General features: G+C 58.8%; 19 protein-coding genes. 3 read left to right on the forward strand and 16 right to left on the reverse strand.

Annotated elements, in window-relative coordinates; genetic code table 11:
* Positions 1–3: 3 nt before the first annotated feature.
* The 6 genes from ispH to murJ form a co-directional block, all read right to left on the reverse strand.
* Complete coding sequence (gene ispH / locus ALP40_RS19765) at positions 4–951, reverse strand: 4-hydroxy-3-methylbut-2-enyl diphosphate reductase (protein WP_122209884.1); 948 nt, start codon at positions 949–951, stop codon at positions 4–6.
* Between the two features lie 58 nt (positions 952–1,009).
* Positions 1,010–1,486 carry a peptidylprolyl isomerase gene (locus tag ALP40_RS19770; protein ID WP_122209885.1) on the reverse strand — a complete coding sequence of 159 codons (477 nt, stop codon included), beginning with the start codon at positions 1,484–1,486 and terminating at the stop codon, positions 1,010–1,012.
* Entirely contained in the window at positions 1,479–1,994 is a 516-nt protein-coding gene (gene lspA / locus ALP40_RS19775; protein ID WP_083181190.1) for a signal peptidase II, read from the reverse strand. The genes ALP40_RS19770 and lspA overlap by 8 nt, the downstream gene beginning before the upstream one ends.
* On the reverse strand, positions 1,987–4,818 hold the full coding sequence (gene ileS / locus ALP40_RS19780) for an isoleucine--tRNA ligase (protein ID WP_122209886.1): 2,832 nt from the start codon (positions 4,816–4,818) through the stop codon (positions 1,987–1,989). The genes lspA and ileS overlap by 8 nt, the downstream gene beginning before the upstream one ends.
* A complete protein-coding gene (gene ribF / locus ALP40_RS19785) occupies positions 4,815–5,765 on the reverse strand; it encodes a bifunctional riboflavin kinase/FAD synthetase (protein ID WP_122209887.1) in 951 nt (316 codons plus the stop codon). Before ribF ends, ileS begins: the two co-directional genes overlap by 4 nt.
* Before the next feature lie 132 nt (positions 5,766–5,897).
* Entirely contained in the window at positions 5,898–7,436 is a 1,539-nt protein-coding gene (gene murJ / locus ALP40_RS19790; RefSeq protein WP_122209888.1) for a murein biosynthesis integral membrane protein MurJ, read from the reverse strand.
* A gap of 252 nt (positions 7,437–7,688) precedes the next feature.
* On the opposite strand from murJ, the gene rpsT reads away from it, so the two are divergent.
* Entirely contained in the window at positions 7,689–7,967 is a 279-nt protein-coding gene (gene rpsT, locus ALP40_RS19795; protein ID WP_003344603.1) for a 30S ribosomal protein S20, read from the forward strand.
* A gap of 296 nt (positions 7,968–8,263) precedes the next feature.
* Here rpsT and ALP40_RS19800 read toward each other — a convergent pair whose 3' ends face one another.
* The 5 genes from ALP40_RS19800 to rplU form a co-directional block, all read right to left on the reverse strand.
* Positions 8,264–8,734, reverse strand: a complete 471-nt coding sequence (locus ALP40_RS19800; protein WP_122209889.1) for a CreA family protein — start codon at positions 8,732–8,734, stop codon at positions 8,264–8,266.
* Positions 8,735–8,762: 28 nt separating this feature from the next.
* Positions 8,763–9,881 carry a glutamate 5-kinase gene (proB, locus tag ALP40_RS19805; protein ID WP_122210037.1) on the reverse strand — a complete coding sequence of 373 codons (1,119 nt, stop codon included), beginning with the start codon at positions 9,879–9,881 and terminating at the stop codon, positions 8,763–8,765.
* Positions 9,882–9,970: 89 nt separating this feature from the next.
* Positions 9,971–11,194 (reverse strand): Obg family GTPase CgtA, encoded by a 1,224-nt coding sequence (gene cgtA, locus ALP40_RS19810; protein ID WP_004884053.1) that lies wholly within the window; start codon positions 11,192–11,194, stop codon positions 9,971–9,973.
* A 216-nt stretch (positions 11,195–11,410) separates the two neighbouring features.
* Positions 11,411–11,686: a 50S ribosomal protein L27 gene (rpmA, locus tag ALP40_RS19815; RefSeq protein WP_002551972.1), complete on the reverse strand. Its 276-nt coding sequence runs from the start codon at positions 11,684–11,686 to the stop codon at positions 11,411–11,413.
* A gap of 32 nt (positions 11,687–11,718) precedes the next feature.
* A complete protein-coding gene (gene rplU, locus ALP40_RS19820) occupies positions 11,719–12,030 on the reverse strand; it encodes a 50S ribosomal protein L21 (protein ID WP_002551971.1) in 312 nt (103 codons plus the stop codon).
* A 240-nt stretch (positions 12,031–12,270) separates the two neighbouring features.
* On the opposite strand from rplU, the gene ALP40_RS19825 reads away from it, so the two are divergent.
* Both ALP40_RS19825 and ALP40_RS19830 read left to right on the forward strand, forming a co-directional pair.
* Positions 12,271–13,239: a polyprenyl synthetase family protein gene (locus tag ALP40_RS19825; RefSeq protein ID WP_122209890.1), complete on the forward strand. Its 969-nt coding sequence runs from the start codon at positions 12,271–12,273 to the stop codon at positions 13,237–13,239.
* A gap of 330 nt (positions 13,240–13,569) precedes the next feature.
* The gene (locus ALP40_RS19830; RefSeq protein WP_122209891.1) at positions 13,570–13,812 is read left to right on the forward strand and encodes a hypothetical protein; all 243 of its coding nucleotides are present in this window, start codon (positions 13,570–13,572) and stop codon (positions 13,810–13,812) included.
* Between the two features lie 79 nt (positions 13,813–13,891).
* Here ALP40_RS19830 and ALP40_RS19835 read toward each other — a convergent pair whose 3' ends face one another.
* The 5 genes from ALP40_RS19835 to ALP40_RS19855 form a co-directional block, all read right to left on the reverse strand.
* Positions 13,892–14,509 carry an FKBP-type peptidyl-prolyl cis-trans isomerase gene (locus ALP40_RS19835; protein WP_122209892.1) on the reverse strand — a complete coding sequence of 206 codons (618 nt, stop codon included), beginning with the start codon at positions 14,507–14,509 and terminating at the stop codon, positions 13,892–13,894.
* Between the two features lie 151 nt (positions 14,510–14,660).
* Positions 14,661–14,969 (reverse strand): DUF6482 family protein, encoded by a 309-nt coding sequence (locus ALP40_RS19840; RefSeq protein ID WP_122209893.1) that lies wholly within the window; start codon positions 14,967–14,969, stop codon positions 14,661–14,663.
* A gap of 144 nt (positions 14,970–15,113) precedes the next feature.
* Complete coding sequence (locus ALP40_RS19845; protein ID WP_122209894.1) at positions 15,114–15,629, reverse strand: TIGR00645 family protein; 516 nt, start codon at positions 15,627–15,629, stop codon at positions 15,114–15,116.
* A gap of 98 nt (positions 15,630–15,727) precedes the next feature.
* Positions 15,728–16,057: a hypothetical protein gene (locus ALP40_RS19850; protein WP_122209895.1), complete on the reverse strand. Its 330-nt coding sequence runs from the start codon at positions 16,055–16,057 to the stop codon at positions 15,728–15,730.
* A gap of 184 nt (positions 16,058–16,241) precedes the next feature.
* The gene (locus ALP40_RS19855) at positions 16,242–18,677 is read right to left on the reverse strand and encodes a Lon protease family protein (protein WP_122209896.1); all 2,436 of its coding nucleotides are present in this window, start codon (positions 18,675–18,677) and stop codon (positions 16,242–16,244) included.
* Positions 18,678–18,707 lie beyond the last annotated feature (30 nt).

An 18,707-nucleotide genomic window follows, 5' to 3' on the forward strand; every position in this document is an offset into this window, starting at 1 on the left:
GATTCAGAGCAACGATTTGACCCGCAGTTCCTTGGGCATGGAGAACGTGATGTTCTCCTCGCGACCGGCCAGCTCATCCGCGCCTGTCGCACCCCAGGCTTGCAGTTGCTGGATCACGCCGCGCACCAGCACTTCAGGAGCAGAAGCACCGGCAGTGATGCCGATGCGCTCGACACCCTCAAACCAGCCGCGCTGCATGTCTTCGGCACCGTCGATGAGGTAAGCAGGCGTGGACATCCGCTCGGCCAGTTCCCGCAGACGATTGGAGTTGGAGCTGTTCGGGCTGCCCACCACCAATACCACATCGCACTCGTCAGCCAGTTGCTTGACCGCGTCCTGACGGTTCTGCGTGGCGTAGCAGATGTCATCCTTGCGAGGCCCGCCGATGGCCGGGAATTTCTGACGCAATGCATCGATGACCCGGCTGGTGTCGTCCATCGATAACGTAGTCTGGGTCACGAACGCCAACGAATCGGGATTGCGCACCTGCAGGCTGGCAACGTCCGCTTCATCTTCGACCAGATAGATCGCACCGCCATTGGTGGCATCGTACTGCCCCATCGTGCCTTCGACTTCCGGGTGACCTTCGTGGCCAATCAGGATGCATTCGCGGCCATCTCGGCTGTAGCGGGCCACTTCGATGTGGACCTTGGTGACCAGTGGACAAGTGGCATCGAACACCTTCAGCCCACGCCCGGCCGCCTCAGTGCGCACCGCCTGGGAAACGCCGTGGGCACTGAAGATGACGATGACGTCGTCGGGCACTTGATCCAGCTCTTCGACGAAGATCGCGCCACGGGAGCGCAGGTCTTCAACGACGAATTTGTTATGAACCACTTCATGGCGCACATAGATCGGCGGACCAAACACTTCCAGAGCGCGATTGACGATTTCGATCGCGCGATCCACACCGGCACAAAAGCCGCGGGGGTTGGCGAGTTTGATTTGCATGCTGTGCCTCATGGTTACGTGCGAAGCAGCCCGACCGCAGCCGGGCTCGATATCGGGATCAGGACGCCAGAATCGCCTTCACTTCAAAGATTTGCACTTCAAAGCTCAGTGTCTTGCCTGCCAGCGGGTGGTTGAAGTCGATGGTGACCTGCTCATCATCGAATGCTTTCACCACGCCGGGCAACTCGGTGTTTGCCGCATCATTGAAGATCACCAGCAACCCTTCGGACAGTTCCATACCCGCGAACTGCGAGCGTGGCATGATCTGCACGTTTTGTGGGTTGGGCTGACCAAAGGCGTTTTCCGGCAGAATCTGCACGGTCTTCCGGTCGCCGGCCTTGAAGCCGAAAATGGCGGCTTCAAAGCCCGGCAGCAGATTGCCGTCACCGACCTTGAACGTGGCCGGTGCCTTTTCGAAGGTGCTGTCGACGGTGTCGCCGTTTTCCAGACGCAGAGCGAAGTGCAGTGTGACCTGCGTGTTCTGGCCGATGCGCAGCTCGTCGGACGAGCCTTGGGTCGAAGACTGTTCAGTCATGGGCAGGCTCTCCGGTTTTCTTGCTCTTGAACATATCCAGCGCCAACATGATCGCGCCAACGGTGATGCCACTGTCGGCCACGTTGAAGGCCGGGAAGTGCCAACGGTTCTGCCAGTGAACCAGAATGAAGTCGATCACGTGGCCCAGCACGATGCGGTCATAGAGGTTACCCAATGCACCGCCCAGCACCAGCGCCAGCGCGATGGCCAGCCAGGTATCGTCGCGCCCCAGGCGCTTGAGCCAGACCACCAGCACGCCACTGACCACGACAGCGATCAGGGCGAATAACCAGCGCTGCCAGCCAGCACCGTCGGCCAGGAAGCTGAAGGCCGCACCGGTGTTGTAGGCCAGCATCCAGCTGAAGTAATCGGGAATCACCACAATCTGTTCGTACAGGCCCAGGCGGTTCTCGAAGTAGAACTTGCTGGCCTGGTCGATGACCAGGACCAGCACGCTCAACCACAACCAGCTCAGACGGCCGAAACGGCCCGGAGCGGAATCACGCATAGTGACGCACCTCGCCCGCACCGCTGATGTTGTCCACGCAGCGACCGCAGATTTCAGGATGCTCAGGGTTCACACCGACATCTTCACGGTGATGCCAGCAACGGGCGCACTTGGCGTGACCGGACTTGACCACTTTCAGCTTCAGACCGGCGACTTCAGTGACCACGGCGTCAGCCGGTGCCGACGCCAGGGGCGCGACACTGGCCGTGGACGTGATCAGCACGAAGCGCAGCTCGTTGCTCAGCTTCGACAGATCAGCGACCAGCGAGTCTTCGGCGTACAAGGTCACTTCGGCCTGCAGGTTGCCGCCAATGGCCTTGGCTGCGCGCAGGTTTTCCATTTCCTTGTTGACTGAGGTCTTCACCGCCATGATCCGCTCCCAGTAGGCACGGTCCATTTCGAAGTTGGCCGGCATTTCGGTCAGGCCTTCGTACCAGGTGTTGAGCATCACGGATTCGTTGCGCTCGCCCGGCAGGAACTGCCACAGCTCGTCGGCGGTAAAGGCCAGGATCGGCGCGATCCAGCGCACCAGCGCTTCAGAGATGTGGAACAGAGCGGTCTGGCACGAGCGACGCGCCGTGCTGTTGGCTGCAGTCGTGTACTGACGATCCTTGATGATGTCCAGGTAGAACCCACCCAGCTCCTGCACGCAGAAGTTGTGGACCTTGGAGTACACGTTCCAGAAACGGTATTCGCTGTAGTGCTCTTGCAGTTCGCGTTGCAGCAGCAACGTACGGTCCACCGCCCAGCGGTCCAGCGCCAACATTTCATCGGCCGGTAACAGATCGGTCGCCGGGTTGAAGCCCGAGAGGTTGGAGAGCAGGAAGCGCGCCGTGTTGCGGATACGCCGGTAGGCATCGGCGCTGCGCTGCAGGATCTGGTCAGAGACTGCCATTTCGCCGGAATAGTCAGTCGCCGAGACCCACAGGCGCATGATGTCGGCACCCAGCGAATCGTTGACCTTCTGCGGCGCAACCACGTTTTTCAGCGACTTGGACATCTTGCGGCCGTTCTCGTCAACCACGAACCCGTGGGTCAGGAGTTCGCGATACGGCGCATGGTTGTCGATGGCGCAACCGGTCAGCAGCGACGAATGGAACCAGCCGCGATGCTGGTCGGAGCCTTCCAGGTAAAGGTCGGCGCGAGGACCGCTTTCGTGGCCCATTGGGTGCGAACCGCGCAACACATGCCAGTGTGTGGTGCCGGAGTCGAACCAGACGTCCAGGGTGTCGGAGATCTTGTCGTACTTGGCCGCCTCGTCTCCCAGCAGTTCGCTGGCGTCGAGCTTGAACCAGGCCTCGATGCCTTCTTTCTCGACGCGCTGCGCCACTTCTTCCATCAACTCGACGGTACGTGGGTGCAGCTCGCCACTTTCCTTGTGCAGGAAGAACGGAATCGGCACGCCCCAGTTGCGCTGACGCGAGATGCACCAGTCGGGACGATTGGCGATCATCGAATGCAAACGCGCCTGGCCCCAAGCCGGGACGAACTGGGTGTCTTCGATGGCTTTGACCGCACGCTCACGCAGTGTGTCGCCCACGACCGGCTGCTTGTCCATGCCAACGAACCACTGCGCAGTGGCGCGGTAGATCAGCGGCGACTTGTGACGCCAGCAATGCATGTAGCTGTGGCTGATGGTTTCGGTGTCCATCAGGCTGCCGACTTCGGCCAGCTTGTCGATGATGCTCTGGTTGGCCTTGAAGATGAACTGGCCACCGAAGAACTCCAGCGATTCGACATACACGCCGTTGCTCTGCACCGGGCTGATGATGTCGTCGTTGGTGATGCCGTAAGCCTTGCTGATAGTGAAGTCGTCCACGCCATAGGCAGGTGAGCAGTGAACGACGCCTGTACCGGCACCCAGCTCGACGTAGTCAGCCAGATACACCGGCGACAGACGATCATAGAAAGGATGACGGAAGTTGATCAGCTCCAGCGACTGGCCAGTGGTGGTCGCGATGACCGAGCCTTCCAGCTTGTAGCGAGCCAGGCAGGACTCGACCAGTTCCTCGGCCAGCACCAGCAGTTTGTCGCCGACATCGACCAGCGCGTAGTTGAACTCCGGGTGGACGTTCAGCGCCTGGTTGGCCGGAATGGTCCACGGGGTGGTGGTCCAGATGACGATGGAAGCAGGCTTGTCCAGCGAAGCCAGGCCAAATGCAGCGGCCAGTTTCGCTTCGTCGGCGATCGGGAACGCAACGTCGATGGTCGAGGACTTCTTGTCCTGATATTCGACTTCAGCTTCGGCCAGCGCCGAACCGCAATCGAAACACCAGTTGACCGGCTTCAGGCCCTTGAAGACGAAACCGCCCTTGACCATTTCGGCCAACGCGCGGATTTCTCCGGCCTCGTTGGAGAAGTTCATGGTCAGATACGGATTGCTCCAGTCACCCAGCACGCCCAGACGGATGAACTCGGATTTCTGCCCTTCGATCTGCTCGGCCGCATAGGCGCGGCACAACTCGCGGGTTTTGTCCGCAGACAGGTTCTTGCCGTGAGTCACTTCGACCTTGTGCTCGATCGGCAGGCCATGACAGTCCCAGCCCGGCACATACGGGGCATCGAAGCCCGCCAGGGTCTTGGACCGCAGGATCATGTCCTTAAGAATCTTGTTGACGGCATGACCGATGTGAATATTGCCGTTGGCGTACGGAGGGCCGTCGTGCAGGACGAACTTCGGACGATCCTTGCCAATTTCGCGCAGCTTCTGGTACAGGCCAATGCTGTCCCAGCGCTGCAGAGTTTGCGGCTCGCGCTGGGGCAGGCCGGCCTTCATAGGGAAGGCGGTGTCCGGAAGGTTTAGCGTGGCTTTATAGTCGGTCATTTCAGGCTCTTGGTTAGCGGTTGACCATGCCAATGGGCACGGGCGGCGGCGACGTCCGCATTGATCGCCGTCTTGAGCGCCTCCAGAGAGGCAAAACGCTGCTCATCACGCAGCTTGTGGTGGAAAGCCACCGTTAAACGCCGGCCATAAAGGTCGCCGGCAAAATCCAGAAGATGCACCTCAAGGTGGGCACTGCCATCACCCGCCACACTCGGTCGCACGCCGATGTTGGCGACACCCGGCCAGGCCTTGCCATCGATGTCCACGCTGACCAGGTACACCCCGCTCAACGGCACACGACGACGCTTGAGTTGCACGTTGGCGGTGGGCGTACCCAACTGACGCGCCAGCTTCTGGCCATGCAATACCCGTCCGGTGATCTGGAACGGGCGACCGAGCATGCGCTCGGCCAAGGCAAAATCCGCGGCAGCCAGGGCTTTACGCACCTTGGTACTGCTGACGCGAAGGCCATCGATTTCAACGGTCTGTGCCGCTTCCACCGTAAATCCATACGTCGTTCCGGCCTGTTGCAGAAAGTCGAAATCACCGACCCGGTCACAGCCGAAACGAAAATCATCGCCCACTTCAAGGTGCTGGATGCCCAAACCGTCAATCAGCACGGTTTCGACAAAGCTGGCAGCACTGAGTTTGCTCAAACGCTGATTGAAAGACAGGCACAGGACCCGATCCACACCTTCAGCGCTCAACAGCTCAAGTTTGTCGCGCAGACGGGCCAGACGCGCCGGAGCCGTCTCTGGCGCGAAGAACTCGCGCGGTTGTGGTTCGAAGATAACCACACAGCTGGGCACGCCCAACTCGACAGCCCGCTCACGCAAACGCGCCAGGATTGCCTGGTGGCCGCGGTGAACACCGTCGAAATTGCCAATCGTGGCGACGCAGCCCCGATGCTCGGGACGCAGGTTGTGAAGACCTCTAACCAGCTGCATAACGCGCTTCTTGCTCATAAAGTGGCCGATTATAACCACACACGGCCCCGGACGACAGGCAACACGCCAGGACCCGATCAAAGCCGTCGGCGCATCACCTGCAAACCCGACAACTCACCTTTGAAATACCGCTTACAGGATCGCCTTGCGGGCAAAATCCCGAAGCCTGAAACCCAACAGCAGAAGCATCGCGAAATAGGTCACGACTCCCGCTGCCACCAAGGCGCCCAAGCGCAGGAATCGCTCGAACATCTGCCCCTCATCCCATGCGGGCATGAAGTGCATCAACCCCAACAGAACGGCCGACATCACCGCCACTGCGATCACCAGCTTTAACAGAAACTTAACCCAGCCCGGCTGCGGCTGAAACAACGCCTGCTTGCGCAGTTGCCAGAACAACAGCCCGGCATTGATGCACGCACCGACACTGATCGCCAACGCCAGACCCGCGTGCTGCAACGGCACGATAAACGCCAGGTTGAGCAGTTGAGTCACTATGAGGGTGAAGATCGCGATTTTCACCGGGGTACGAATATTTTGCTGTGCATAAAACCCCGGAGCCAGCACCTTGATCAGGATGATCCCCAGCAGACCGACCGAATAGGCAACCAGCGCACGCTGCGTCATGGCGGCATCCAGCGCATCGAATTTACCGTATTGAAACAGAGAAACGGTCAGCGGTTCGGCCAGCAAACCCAGTGCCAGCGTGCAAGGCAGCACCAGCACGAAGCACAGACGCAGCCCCCAGTCGAGAATCCGCGAATATTCCTGACGGTCCCGCTGTGCATAGGTTTTCGACAGGATCGGCAGCAGAATCGTGCCCAACGCAACGCCCAGCACGCCGGACGGCAGCTCCATGAGGCGGTCGGCATAGTACATCCACGACACCGAACCGGCGACGAGGAACGAGGCAAATATCGTGTTGATAATCAGAGAAATCTGACTGACGGAGACGCCAAGGATCGCGGGCAGCATCTGCTTCATCACACGCCAGACGCCTGTATCACGCAGATTCAGACGCGGCAGCACCAGCATGCCGATCTTTTTCAAGTGCGGGAGTTGATACAGCAACTGCAAAAGACCTCCCGCCAGCACCGCCCAGCCCAGCGCCATGACCGGCGGATCGAAGTACGGGGTCAGGAACAGCGCGAAAAAGATCATGCTTACGTTGAGCAGGGTCGGCACGAACGCTGGCACCGAGAAACGGTTCCACGTATTAAGAATCGCCCCTGCTAGCGACGACAGCGAAATCAGCAATATATAAGGAAACGTCACCCGCAGCAGGTCAGAGGTCAGCGCAAATTTTTCGGGTGTGTCGACAAAGCCAGGCGCCGTGGCCCAGATCACCCAGGGCGCGAAGATCACGCCCAGCAGCGTCACCAGAGCCAGGACCAGCGTCAGCAGCCCGGTGACGTACGCCACGAACGTACGGGTCGCTTCTTCGCCCTGCTGGCTCTTGTACTCGGCCAGAATCGGCACGAACGCCTGGGAAAACGCCCCCTCGGCGAAGATGCGCCGCAGCAGATTGGGCAGCTTGAAGGCGATGAAGAAGGCATCGGTCGCCATTCCGGCACCGAAAGTGCGCGCAATGATGGTGTCCCGCACAAAGCCCAGAACTCTGGAAACCATTGTGATAGAGCTGACGGCGGCGAGTGATTTGAGTAGATTCATTGAAAGACTTGTACGCCTTGGCAAAGGATGGGCGATTAAGCCGTCCATTTATGCGATACTTCGCGCCGCTAAAAAGGCCCGAAGCCAAAGGCCGCGAGTTTACAGGTCGCACGCCGGAAATAAATCATCCGGATAAAAGCAGCGACCACTCAGCGGAACACCTTAACTGCCCTTGACAAGACTTCAACTCATCGGCATGATTCGCGGCCTATTTTGTTTGCTATTTCACAAAGTCTTTCGAGGAGCTCGACGGTGGCCAACACACCTTCCGCCAAAAAACGTGCAAAACAGGCTGAGAAGCGTCGCAGCCACAACGCCAGCCTGCGTTCCATGGTTCGTACCTACATCAAGAATGTAGTTAAAGCCATCGACGCAAAAGACGCTGAAAAAGCGCAAGCTGCCTATGTTCTGGCTGTACCTGTTATCGACCGTATGGCCGATAAAGGCATCATCCACAAGAACAAAGCTGCTCGCCATAAAGGCCGCCTGAACGGTCACATCAAGGCCCTGAGCCTTGCTGCTGCAGCCTAAGCGATCTGCTTGTTAAAAAACCGACCCTAGGGTCGGTTTTTTATTGCCTGCGAGAAAGCAGAGTCATATTGGTCAATACCCCCTGCCTGCAGGTAACACCACACCTTCAACGTGGCACTGGCGCGTGCAAACAACGATCCCGTGGGAGCGAGCTTGCTCGCGAATACTGAGTACAAAATACTGAATCTCTAGCGGATGCAGGGCCTTTTCATGAGCAAGCTCACTCCCACATTCGAGGCACGATCACTCCCATGTGCCGCGCGCAAGAAACTCGAACTTGCGGGAGCCTACCAGAATCAAGGCGCTGGCGCGGGTGACCACGGCAGGATCGGGATGGCCGTCACAGCGTTCTGCGGACTGCCCTCAATGATCCGATCGCTATAGACCAGATACACCAGCGAGTTACGCTTCTTGTCGAAGAAACGCACCACCTGCATGGTCTTGAACACCAGCGACGTACGCTCTTTGAAGACCTCGTCTCCGTCCTTGAGATTTTCCTTGAAATGGATCGGCCCCACCTGGCGGCACGCGATCGACGCCTCGGCGCGGTCCTCAGCCAACCCCAACCCACCTTTGATTCCGCCCGTCTTGGCGCGCGACAGGTAGCAAGTCACCCCATCGACCTTCGGATCGTCAAACGCCTCAACCACGATTCGATCATTCGGCCCGACCATCTTGAACACGGTCGACACCTGACCGATCTCTTCTGCCGACACCAGCACCGGCACGAATAGCAGAGCAGCCAATACACTTTTCATGACACGCATCGAGCGCTCCTTCTATTAGCGGCCTGAATCAGACGAGAATCAGGTTGTCGCGATGAATCAATTCGGGCTCAGCCATATAGCCCAACTCGCGAACGATGGCCTCGGACGACTGACCAATAATTTTCTGAGCCTCTACCGCACTGTAGTTGCTCAAGCCGCGCGCGACCTCACGCCCATCCTGCGCAACACAGACGACCATCTCGCCGCGCCGAAAGCTGCCTTGCACCAACTTGACACCCACCGGCAACAGACTCTTGTGATCGCGCGCCAAAGCAGACACCGCGCCATCGTCCAGTACCAGCGTGCCGCGAGTCTGCAGATGACCGGCCAGCCACTGCTTGCGCGCCGCCAGCATGCCGCGCTCGGGCGACAGCAGCGTACCCAGCCGCTCGCCACTCTTGAGCCGCGCCAGGACGCGCTCTATACGACCGCCGACAATCACGGTGTGCGCCCCGGAACGCGCCGCCAGACGCGCAGCACGCAGCTTGGTCTGCATCCCGCCACGCCCCAGCGCCCCACCAGTACTGCCCGCCACCGCATCCAGCGCCGGATCATCTGCGCGCGCCTCGAAAATCAGCTGAGCATCAGGGTTGTTGCGCGGATCGGCATCGAACATACCGTCGCGATCCGTGAGAATGACCAACAGATCAGCCTCAACCAGATTAGCTACCAGCGCCGCGAGCGTGTCGTTGTCGCCGAAACGAATTTCATCGGTGACCACCGTATCGTTTTCATTGATGACCGGCACGACACCCAGCTCGACGAGCGTACGCAAGGTACTGCGCGCATTCAGGTAACGCTTGCGATCTGACAGGTCGTCATGAGTGAGCAGGATCTGCGCAGTGTGCCGGTCATGCTCGGCAAAGCTCGATTCCCACGCCTGAACCAGCCCCATCTGACCGATGGCGGCCGCAGCCTGAAGCTCATGCATTGCACTGGGCCGAACAGTCCAGCCGAGGCGACTCATACCGGCAGCCACCGCTCCGGAAGAAACCAGCACCAGCTCGACGCCTGCCTCATGCAGCGCCACCATCTGCTCTACCCACACGCCCATAGCCGCGCGATCCAGCCCCTTGCCATCCGCAGTCAGCAAGGCACTACCGATCTTCACAACCCAGCGCTGGGCTCCCGTCACTTTGCTGCGCATCATCTTCCAACCTTAGCCAGAGAGTTTTCAAATTCGGGATACGAAAACGCCGCTAACAACGTAGCGGCGTTCAAGTTTACTTCAAGCGATCAGTCACGGACGTAAATGATTTCCGGACCATCTTCGTCGTCCACATCTTCCTCGTCCCAGTCATCATCGCCGATGTCATGCACGCTCTTGACGCCACTGCGACGCAGCGCACGCTGATCGTCCAGCGCCTGCAACTGAGCACGCGCTTCGTCTTCGATGCGCTGATCCAGCTCGGCCAGCTCTTCAGCGTAACCAGGCTCCTCGGCAATACGCAGGCTGCGCTCCTCAAGATAACGCATGATGTCGCGCGTAAGCTGCTCGGTGCCTTCTTTGGCGATGGCAGAAATCACATAGACCGGGCCTGTCCATTCCAGGCGGTCAACGATTTCCTGCTTGCGAGCTTCATGCTCTTCTTCAAGCAACTGGTCGCACTTGTTCAGCACCAGCCAGCGATCACGATCGGCCAGGGAAGGACTGAACTTCACCAACTCGTTGACGATGATTTCAGCCGAATCGGCTGCACTGGTTTCATCCAGCGGCGCCATGTCGACGAGGTGCAACAGCAAGCGAGTACGCGCCAGGTGCTTCAGGAAGCGAATACCCAGGCCAGCGCCATCGGAGGCACCCTCGATCAGACCAGGGATGTCGGCCACGACGAAGCTCTTCCAGCGATCGACGCTGACCACACCCAGGTTCGGCACCAGCGTGGTGAACGGATAGTCAGCCACTTTCGGCTTGGCAGCAGACACCGAGCGAATGAAGGTACTTTTACCCGCATTCGGCAAGCCCAGCAGACCGACGTCGGCCAGCACTTTCAATTCCAGCTTCAGGTCACGCTGATCGCCAGGCTTGCCCGGCGTGGTCTGGCGCGGTGCGCGGTTGGTACTGGATTTGAAACGCGTATTGCCCAGACCGTGCCAGCCGCCCTGCGCAACCATGATGCGCTGACCGTCTTTGGTCAGGTCACCAATGATTTCCTGAGTGGTGGCGTCGATGATCGTGGTGCCCACAGGCACGCGCAGCACCAACTCTTCACCCTTGCGACCGGTGCAGTCAGTGCTGCCGCCATTGGAGCCGCGCTCGGCATCGAAGTGACGGGTATAGCGATAGTCGACCAACGTGTTCAGGTTGACATCGGCCATCATGTAGACCGAACCACCATCACCACCGTCGCCGCCGTTCGGGCCACCGTTTTCAATGAATTTTTCGCGACGGAAGCTCATGCAACCGTTGCCGCCATCACCGGCCTTTACTCGAATGGATACTTCATCTACAAATTTCATAACGCACGCCTCCCGCCACAGGGACGAGCAGAACCACATAAATTACATAAGACTCTTGCAAAAATGAGCGTTGCGATACCGATCAGAAACCAGCGACCCCAGGGGTCAACATCACAACAGCCCGCACAAACAGTTTTGCAAGAGACTCACCTGACTCTCTACCTCTACAAACGAAAAAGCCCCGTCGCAAGACAGGGCTTTTAAGCTACTGCGTGATTACGCTGCGGAGACTTCAGTCTTCGGAACGATGCTCACGTAGCGGCGACCGAAGGCGCCCTTGACTTGAAACTTGATCACGCCTTCCACTTTCGCGAACAGGGTGTGATCTTTACCCATGCCAACGCCGTAGCCAGCGTGGAATTGGGTGCCGCGCTGACGCACGATGATGTTGCCCGGAATGATAGCCTGGCCGCCATACATCTTCACGCCAAGGCGTTTGGCTTCTGAGTCGCGCCCGTTACGGGTACTACCACCAGCTTTTTTGTGTGCCATGAGTCAATTCTCCAAATGAGGATTAGGCTGAATTAAGCCTGAATACCTGTGATTTTGATCTCGGTGTACCACTGGCGGTGGCCCATGCGCTTCATGTGGTGCTTACGACGACGGAACTTGATGATGCGAACCTTATCGTGACGACCTTGCGAAACCACTTCTGCCACGACAGTAGCGCCAGCAACAACCGGAGCACCGATATTGACGTCGTCGCCATTACCAACCAGCAGAACGCGGTCGAAAGTGACGGATTCGCCAGTAGCGATTTCCAGCTTTTCAATTTTCAGGTATTCACCTGGGGCGACTTTGTACTGCTTGCCACCGGTAACAATTACTGCGTACATGGTATTTCTCCGAAAATCCTGCTCACCCAGCTCTTTATAAGAAGAGTATCGGCTGGCATGGCTGCATAGGGCTGGAACGGCCCGTTTGCAATTGCGTAAGGCAGGTGCTGCCCAGGAAAGTTAGGGTGCGCGATTGTACGCAAGGCAATCCCGGGTTGCAAGAGGCCGCTCGTCATACCTTGACACGCTCTACCCCGCGACCTAGCATGCGGCGCAACCTTTCCGGAGCACGTGTCGCTGATGCAACCCCAAGCCTTCTACCGCGCGGTGGCGGACGACTTTAGTGCCGTTGACGTTATCATCAAAAAGCAACTGACGTCACGCGTACCGCTGGTCTCGAAAATCGGCGATTACATCACGTCCGCCGGTGGCAAGCGCCTGCGTCCGTTGCTGGTGCTGCTGTGTGGTAAGGCACTGGGTCGCGAAGGCGACGACGTGCGCCTGCTGGCCGCCACCATCGAATTCCTGCACACCGCTACCCTGCTGCATGACGATGTCGTCGACATGTCCGGCATGCGTCGTGGCCGCTCGACTGCCAATGCGCTGTGGGGCAATGCGCCCAGCGTGCTGGTCGGCGACTTCCTTTATTCGCGCTCTTTCGAAATGATGGTCGAACTCGGCTCGATGGACGTGATGCGAATTCTGTCCAAGGCTACGCGCGTGATTGCCGAAGGCGAAGTGCTGCAATTGTCCAAAGTTCGAGACGCCAGCACCACTGAAGAAATTTACATGGACGTGATTCGCGGCAAGACAGCCATGCTGTTCGAAGCCTCGACCCACAGTGCCGCCGCATTGTGTAGCGCCTCTGCCGAGCAGACCGAAGCGCTGCGCACCTTTGGTGACCATCTGGGCGTTGCGTTCCAGCTGGTGGATGACCTGCTGGACTACCGGGGCGATGCCGAGACGCTGGGCAAGAACGTCGGTGACGACCTCGCCGAAGGCAAGCCGACGCTGCCGCTGATCTACACCATGCGTGAAGGCACGCCTGAGCAGGCGGCACTGGTTCGCCAGGCCATTCAGAAAGGCGGCCTGGAAGATCTGGAAAGCATCCGCAATGCCGTCGAAAGCGCCGGCGCCCTGGATTACACCGCACAGCTGGCCCGTGACTACGCCGCCAAAGCCATTGCCTGCCTGAACGCCCTGCCGCCCAGCGAATACCGCGATGCGCTGATCGAACTGAGCGAGTTCGCTGTAGCGCGCACGCACTGATTCCGTCAGGCATTACCCAAAAGCCCGTCCTTGTGACGGGCTTTTTGTTTAACAGGTCGTTGACGCTCCGCTTCCAGGCGCACATACCGAAACCTCAACGTTCCCCATCCAATGAGACGCAGAGCGTCTAGGCTGCCTGCCCACGCAAAGCATGGGCACGGTCATCATTCGCCATACTGCTCGTTCCTCACGCTCCGCATGGGAACGACCATGATCCGAATTCACTGACCCACATCAACCGCCCGGCACAAAATGAGAATTAATCTCAATAGAGCCTTGCTATTATCCCAATAAGAATTATTCTCATCAAACCGATACAGGAGATGGAACATGACTTATTTGATCGATGCATGGCTGGACCGCCCACACCCGTACCTGAGAATTCTTCATCGCGAAACCGGGGAAGTGTGCGCAGTGCTTGAGGAAGATGCGTTGGAGGAATTACGTGATCAAGGCGATCTGGATGTGCACAGCCTGAGTTCCAGCGAGCCGGTGGTGCTCAAGGAGTTGGTGCGCAATTTGTTTCTGTTCTGCTATGCACGGGCGTTGCGCCCGATAGGCGAGTTGCACTGAACATGAAGCATCAGCACAACTGCGTTGCTGAACGAATCGCGTCGACTCGTTCAGCAACCTTGCATACCGCCTGAAACCGTTACAGGACAGCCAGCAGTTCCACATCAAACACCAGCACGCTGTGCGGTGCGATGCTGCCGACGCCTTGCTCGCCGTAAGCCAGCTCGCTCGGCACATACAGACGCCATTTGCTGCCGGTGTTCATCAGTTGCAGCGCCTCGGTCCAGCCGGCAATTACGCCGCCGACCGGGAATTCGGCAGGCTCGCCACGATCGTACGAGCTATCGAACACGGTGCCATCGATCAACGTGCCGTGGTAGTGAGTACGAACCTGACTTTCACGCGTAGGCTTTGGACCCGTACCTGCGGTCAGTACTTCGAACTGCAGACCCGAGGCCAGTGTGGTCACGCCTTCGCGCTTGGCGTTTTCAGCCAGGAAAGCCAGACCGGCACCCGCAGCTTTTTCAGCCTTGGCAGCCGCTTCGGCTTGCATGATTTCGCGGATGACCTTGAAGCTGGCGGACATTTCTTCCTGACCTACGCGGCTCGGCAGACTGTTGAACGCATCGGTCAGGCCCGCCAGGATGGCGTCCAGGTTGACGCCCGGTGGCGGGTTGTCGCGCAGTTGGTCGCCCAACTGACGGCCAATGCCGTAGCTGACGCGAGTTTCGTCGGTGGACAGATTGACTTCGGACATGACACTGCTCCGCAAAGGGGCGCGCTGTCGGCGGACATGAACCCTGCCTGGCATTCATGACCTGCTCGGTTGCACCCCGAACCAAAAGGGCGGCCAGCCTAGCACAGTTGACCTGACAGGCCCTACCACCGTGGCGAAGCGCGGTGTTGTGTCAGGACCAGGATGAGTGAAACGAGATGGGCATGCGCATCTCGGAGCGGTCATTGACCGGCATACCGCAGAGTTCGTCATGCACCACGCAATGGACCAGATAGAACGGCACCACCGGCAGGTTTTTGAGCAGATCCCGTGCGTGCTCGACCGAACGCAGGTGAAGGGTCTTGCCCGCTGGGTCCTTGAGCATCCCGGAGCTGCCTTCCATCAGCACCTCCAGCAGATAGATGCCGCCCTCGATAGAGATCAGATTCAGCTCATTGACCCGTCCCGCCTGAGCGTGGTCGGTAAATTCCTGATAATTCATGATCGAACCTCTTTCGTCGTTTGCTGAAAGCATCGCAAGGGACTTTTTACAGCACACCGAAACAACAATCCAGAAACGAAAACGCCCGCCCCCGGCTCGACGTCAAGCTTGGGGCAGGCGAATGCAAGGCGTAGATCCTCGATCTCAGTGCTTGGATGCCTTATCGAGCTTGTCCAGTTTGGTCAGCTTATCCAGGTAGCCCATCGCGAACGCCGAGATCACAAAAGTCATGTGGATAATCACGTACCACATCAGGTATTCAGGCTTGATGTTGGTCGCGTCCATGAACACGCGCAGCAGGTGAATGGACGAGATCGCCACGATAGACGCCGCCACTTTCATTTTCAGCGACGACGAATCCATCGTGCCCAGCCAGTTGAGCTTTTCCTTGTCCTCGTCGATATCCAGCTGCGAAACGAAGTTCTCGTAGCCGGAGATCATCACCATGACCAGCAGACCGCCCACCAGCGCCATGTCGATCAGCGACAGCAGGACCAGGATGAGGTCGGCCTCGGCCAGGCTGAAGATATTGGGAAGGACGTGAAAGATTTCCTGAAAGAACTTAAGGCACAGCGCAAGCAACCCAAGGGACAACCCGAAATAGATCGGTGCCAGCAACCAGCGCGATGCGTACATGGCATTTTCGAAGAAACGTTCCATTGAAACTCGCAAGTGTGGTGAAAAAGACGCGCGAGTATATCAGCGGGAACGGAAGGCTCTAGCTGTGCGACAAAATAACGCACAGAAATGCAGGCTCACTAGAACGGAGAGGAACGTTTGTAACCAGGTCTGCTCTTGCTGATACGGCGCAACTCGGCCTGCATGTGCAACACCCAGATCGGCACGTCTTCAGCGAACAGATAGCCGCTCGACGTCAGGCTTTCAGCAATGTTTTCCAGCATGGACTGCGCGGCGTCCAGGCTGTTGAACGGCCCTTGAGAGCGAATGGCGGAAGGGTGTTCGCCAGACATCCCTGCGGCGAACAGCAGCATCCACGTGCCCTCCTCACCGGAAACAGGACGGATGACGCATTCGATACGGGTTATCAAACCCAGGCATTGACGGGTGAGGCAAAGGCAGCGCGGCATCGCAAGCTCCTTGTCAGCAGCGGTATCAACCTCCCTTGTCCGCTGGGTGCGTCGGGAAGAGGTGCCAGTCCATTTGGCCACCACGGTCAATTCACAGCATAGAAGAAAGGTTAGCTGACGAAACCATTCCTGATGAACGGGCATCGGACTTACCTGAGGTCACCCGATGCCGCTCACGGCAGCATTACGCCTTGAGTTCAGGCTGCAACTGGGCAGGCTCCTTCTCGAGTTCTTCCTTCAGGTCTTCATCACTGAGCATTTCCGCGATATCCCGAAGACGCTCCACCACTCGGGCATTGACACTGCCTTCGGGGAATTCGCCGTGCTCGTCCGGCTCACCGGCCGGCTCGCCCACCAGCAGGCTCAAGGCTTCATCAGCCTGACGCACCGCATAGATATGGAACTGGCCGTCACGCACCGCCTGTACCACACGCTCATCAAGCATCAGCGTGGTCACGTTGGCGTGCGGGATGATTGCGCCCTGCTCGCCCGTCAGACCACGTGCCTCGCACAGACGGAAGAAGCCTTCGATCTTCTCGTTGACCCCGCCGACCGCCTGCACTTCACCAAACTGGTTGATGGAGCCGGTGATCGCGAAGCACTGCTTCAGCGGGGTGCGTGACAGCGCCGAAATCAGCGTGCAGACCTCGCCCAACGAAGCGCTGTCGCCGTCGACATAACCGTAGGACTGCTCCAGGGCGATACTGGCGGAAATCGCCAGCGGGAATTCCTGCGCGTAACGGCTACCCAGGTAACCGGTCAGGATCATCACGCCTTTGGAGTGGATCGGCTGCCCGAGGTTGACTTCACGCTCAATGTCGACGATGCCGCTGCCGCCCGGGTACACCGTCGCAGAGATGCGAGCCGGCACCCCGAATGCGGAGTCGCCCACTTCCAGAACGGTGAGGCCGTTGCACTTGCCGACGGCGGCCCCCTCGGTGTCGATCAGAATGACGCCGGCCATCATGTCATCGAGAATGCGTGCAGAAACCCGTCCGGTGCGCGTGGCCTTGGCCTTGAGCGCACGCTCGATGTGACCTGCGTCGGTCTTGTCGTCGCTGGCCAGTTGCCGGATGAAATCCGCTTCGCTGACCAGCTGGAACAGATCGCCGATGCGTGCCGACAACCGCCCCTGGTGCTCGGCAAGGCGCGCACTGTAGGTGGCCAGACGCGCAACGGCGTCGGCTGTCAGGGGTGCCATGCCCTCCTCCGACGTTCGGGTTTTCAGCAACTGAGCGAACTGCTCCAGGGTTTCGTCGACCATCGGAATTTCTTCGTCGAAGTCGACCAGCACGCGGAACATCTCCTGGAAGTCCGGATCAAGGTCTTGCAGCGTGTAGTACAGCGAACGCGAACCGATGATGACGATTTTGACGTTCCACGGAATGACCTGCGGCGTCAGCGTCACGGTAGCCACGCGACCCAGCTCGCCAAGCGGCGACTCCATCTTCAGCTTGCGCGATTGCAGGGTACGCTTGAGTGCGTCCCACACGAATGGCTCGCCAAGCATCTTTTCCGCTTCAAGAATCAGGAAGCCGCCATTGGCACGGTGCAGCGCACCCGGGCGCAGTTGGCGATAGGTGGTGTAAAGCGCGCCCTGATCCGTGCTGTATTCAATACGGCCAAACAGGTTGTCGTAGGTTGGATGCGGCTCGAACACAACCGGCGCGCCGCCATCATGGGTGTGACCGACCACCAGGCTGGGGCTGTATTGCTCTTCGAGCAGCTTGCGGGCCTGGGCATCGGTCTTGCTGTCATCGACCAATTGCTCGACCAGCGTCTTGAGCAGATACACCTGCATCGCTTGCAGGTACGCGCAAACGGCGGCGTTTTCGGCGTACTTTTCCGACAGCGGAGCCAGCAACGGCTGCAACGTCAGGGTGATGGTTTCTTCGTTCAACTGACGCAGCTGATTATTCGATTCGCGCTTCCACTGTGGCAGGCTCGCCAACTCTTCGTTCAGACGCTCTTCCAGCGCCGAGATGTCTTCGTGAAAACGGTCCCGATCCGCCTCAGGCAGTTGCGAGAACTCGGCTTCGTCCAGCGCTTTGCCGTCCGCCATCGGCGTGAAGGCGATGTTGCTGCTGTCGCGGTACAGCGCGATGTCCTTTTCCAGCGACAAACGCTCGATCACATCCAGGGCGCGGTCGTAGCGCTGATTGAACGCGCGATCGATCGAGCTTTTCTTCTGCTGGTACGACGGGTGTTCGAATACAGCGGGAAAGGTCACCAGCAGATTATCGATCAAACCACCGATGTCGGCGATGAACGCCTGCGCGCTGCCCGGAGGCAACTCCAGCGCCCGCGGCTCGCGAGGCTCGTCGAAATTATTGACGTAAACCCAGTCCGATGGCGTTTGCATCCGCTTGCCTTCGGCCTTGAGGTAGCGTTTCACGAACGAGAAACGGCCGGTGCCAGGCTCGCCCATGACGAATACGTTGTAACCGGGACGCGGCATCGCGACCCCGAACTGCAAAGCTTCTACCGCTCGCTCCTGGCCGAGCACACCGCGAAAGGGTTCCAGCTCATGGGTGGTCGAAAAGCTGAACTGTTCAGCGGAAAACGGACGGGTCAGCGCGTGAGGCGCCAGGCGTAGGTTGGCTGCGACAGAATCGGGCATCAGTGTTCCTTACATCATGCGGGGCAGATG

This window comes from Pseudomonas viridiflava, assembly GCF_003702045.1.
In the GTDB taxonomy this organism is placed as follows: Bacteria; Pseudomonadota; Gammaproteobacteria; order Pseudomonadales; family Pseudomonadaceae; genus Aquipseudomonas; species Aquipseudomonas viridiflava_C.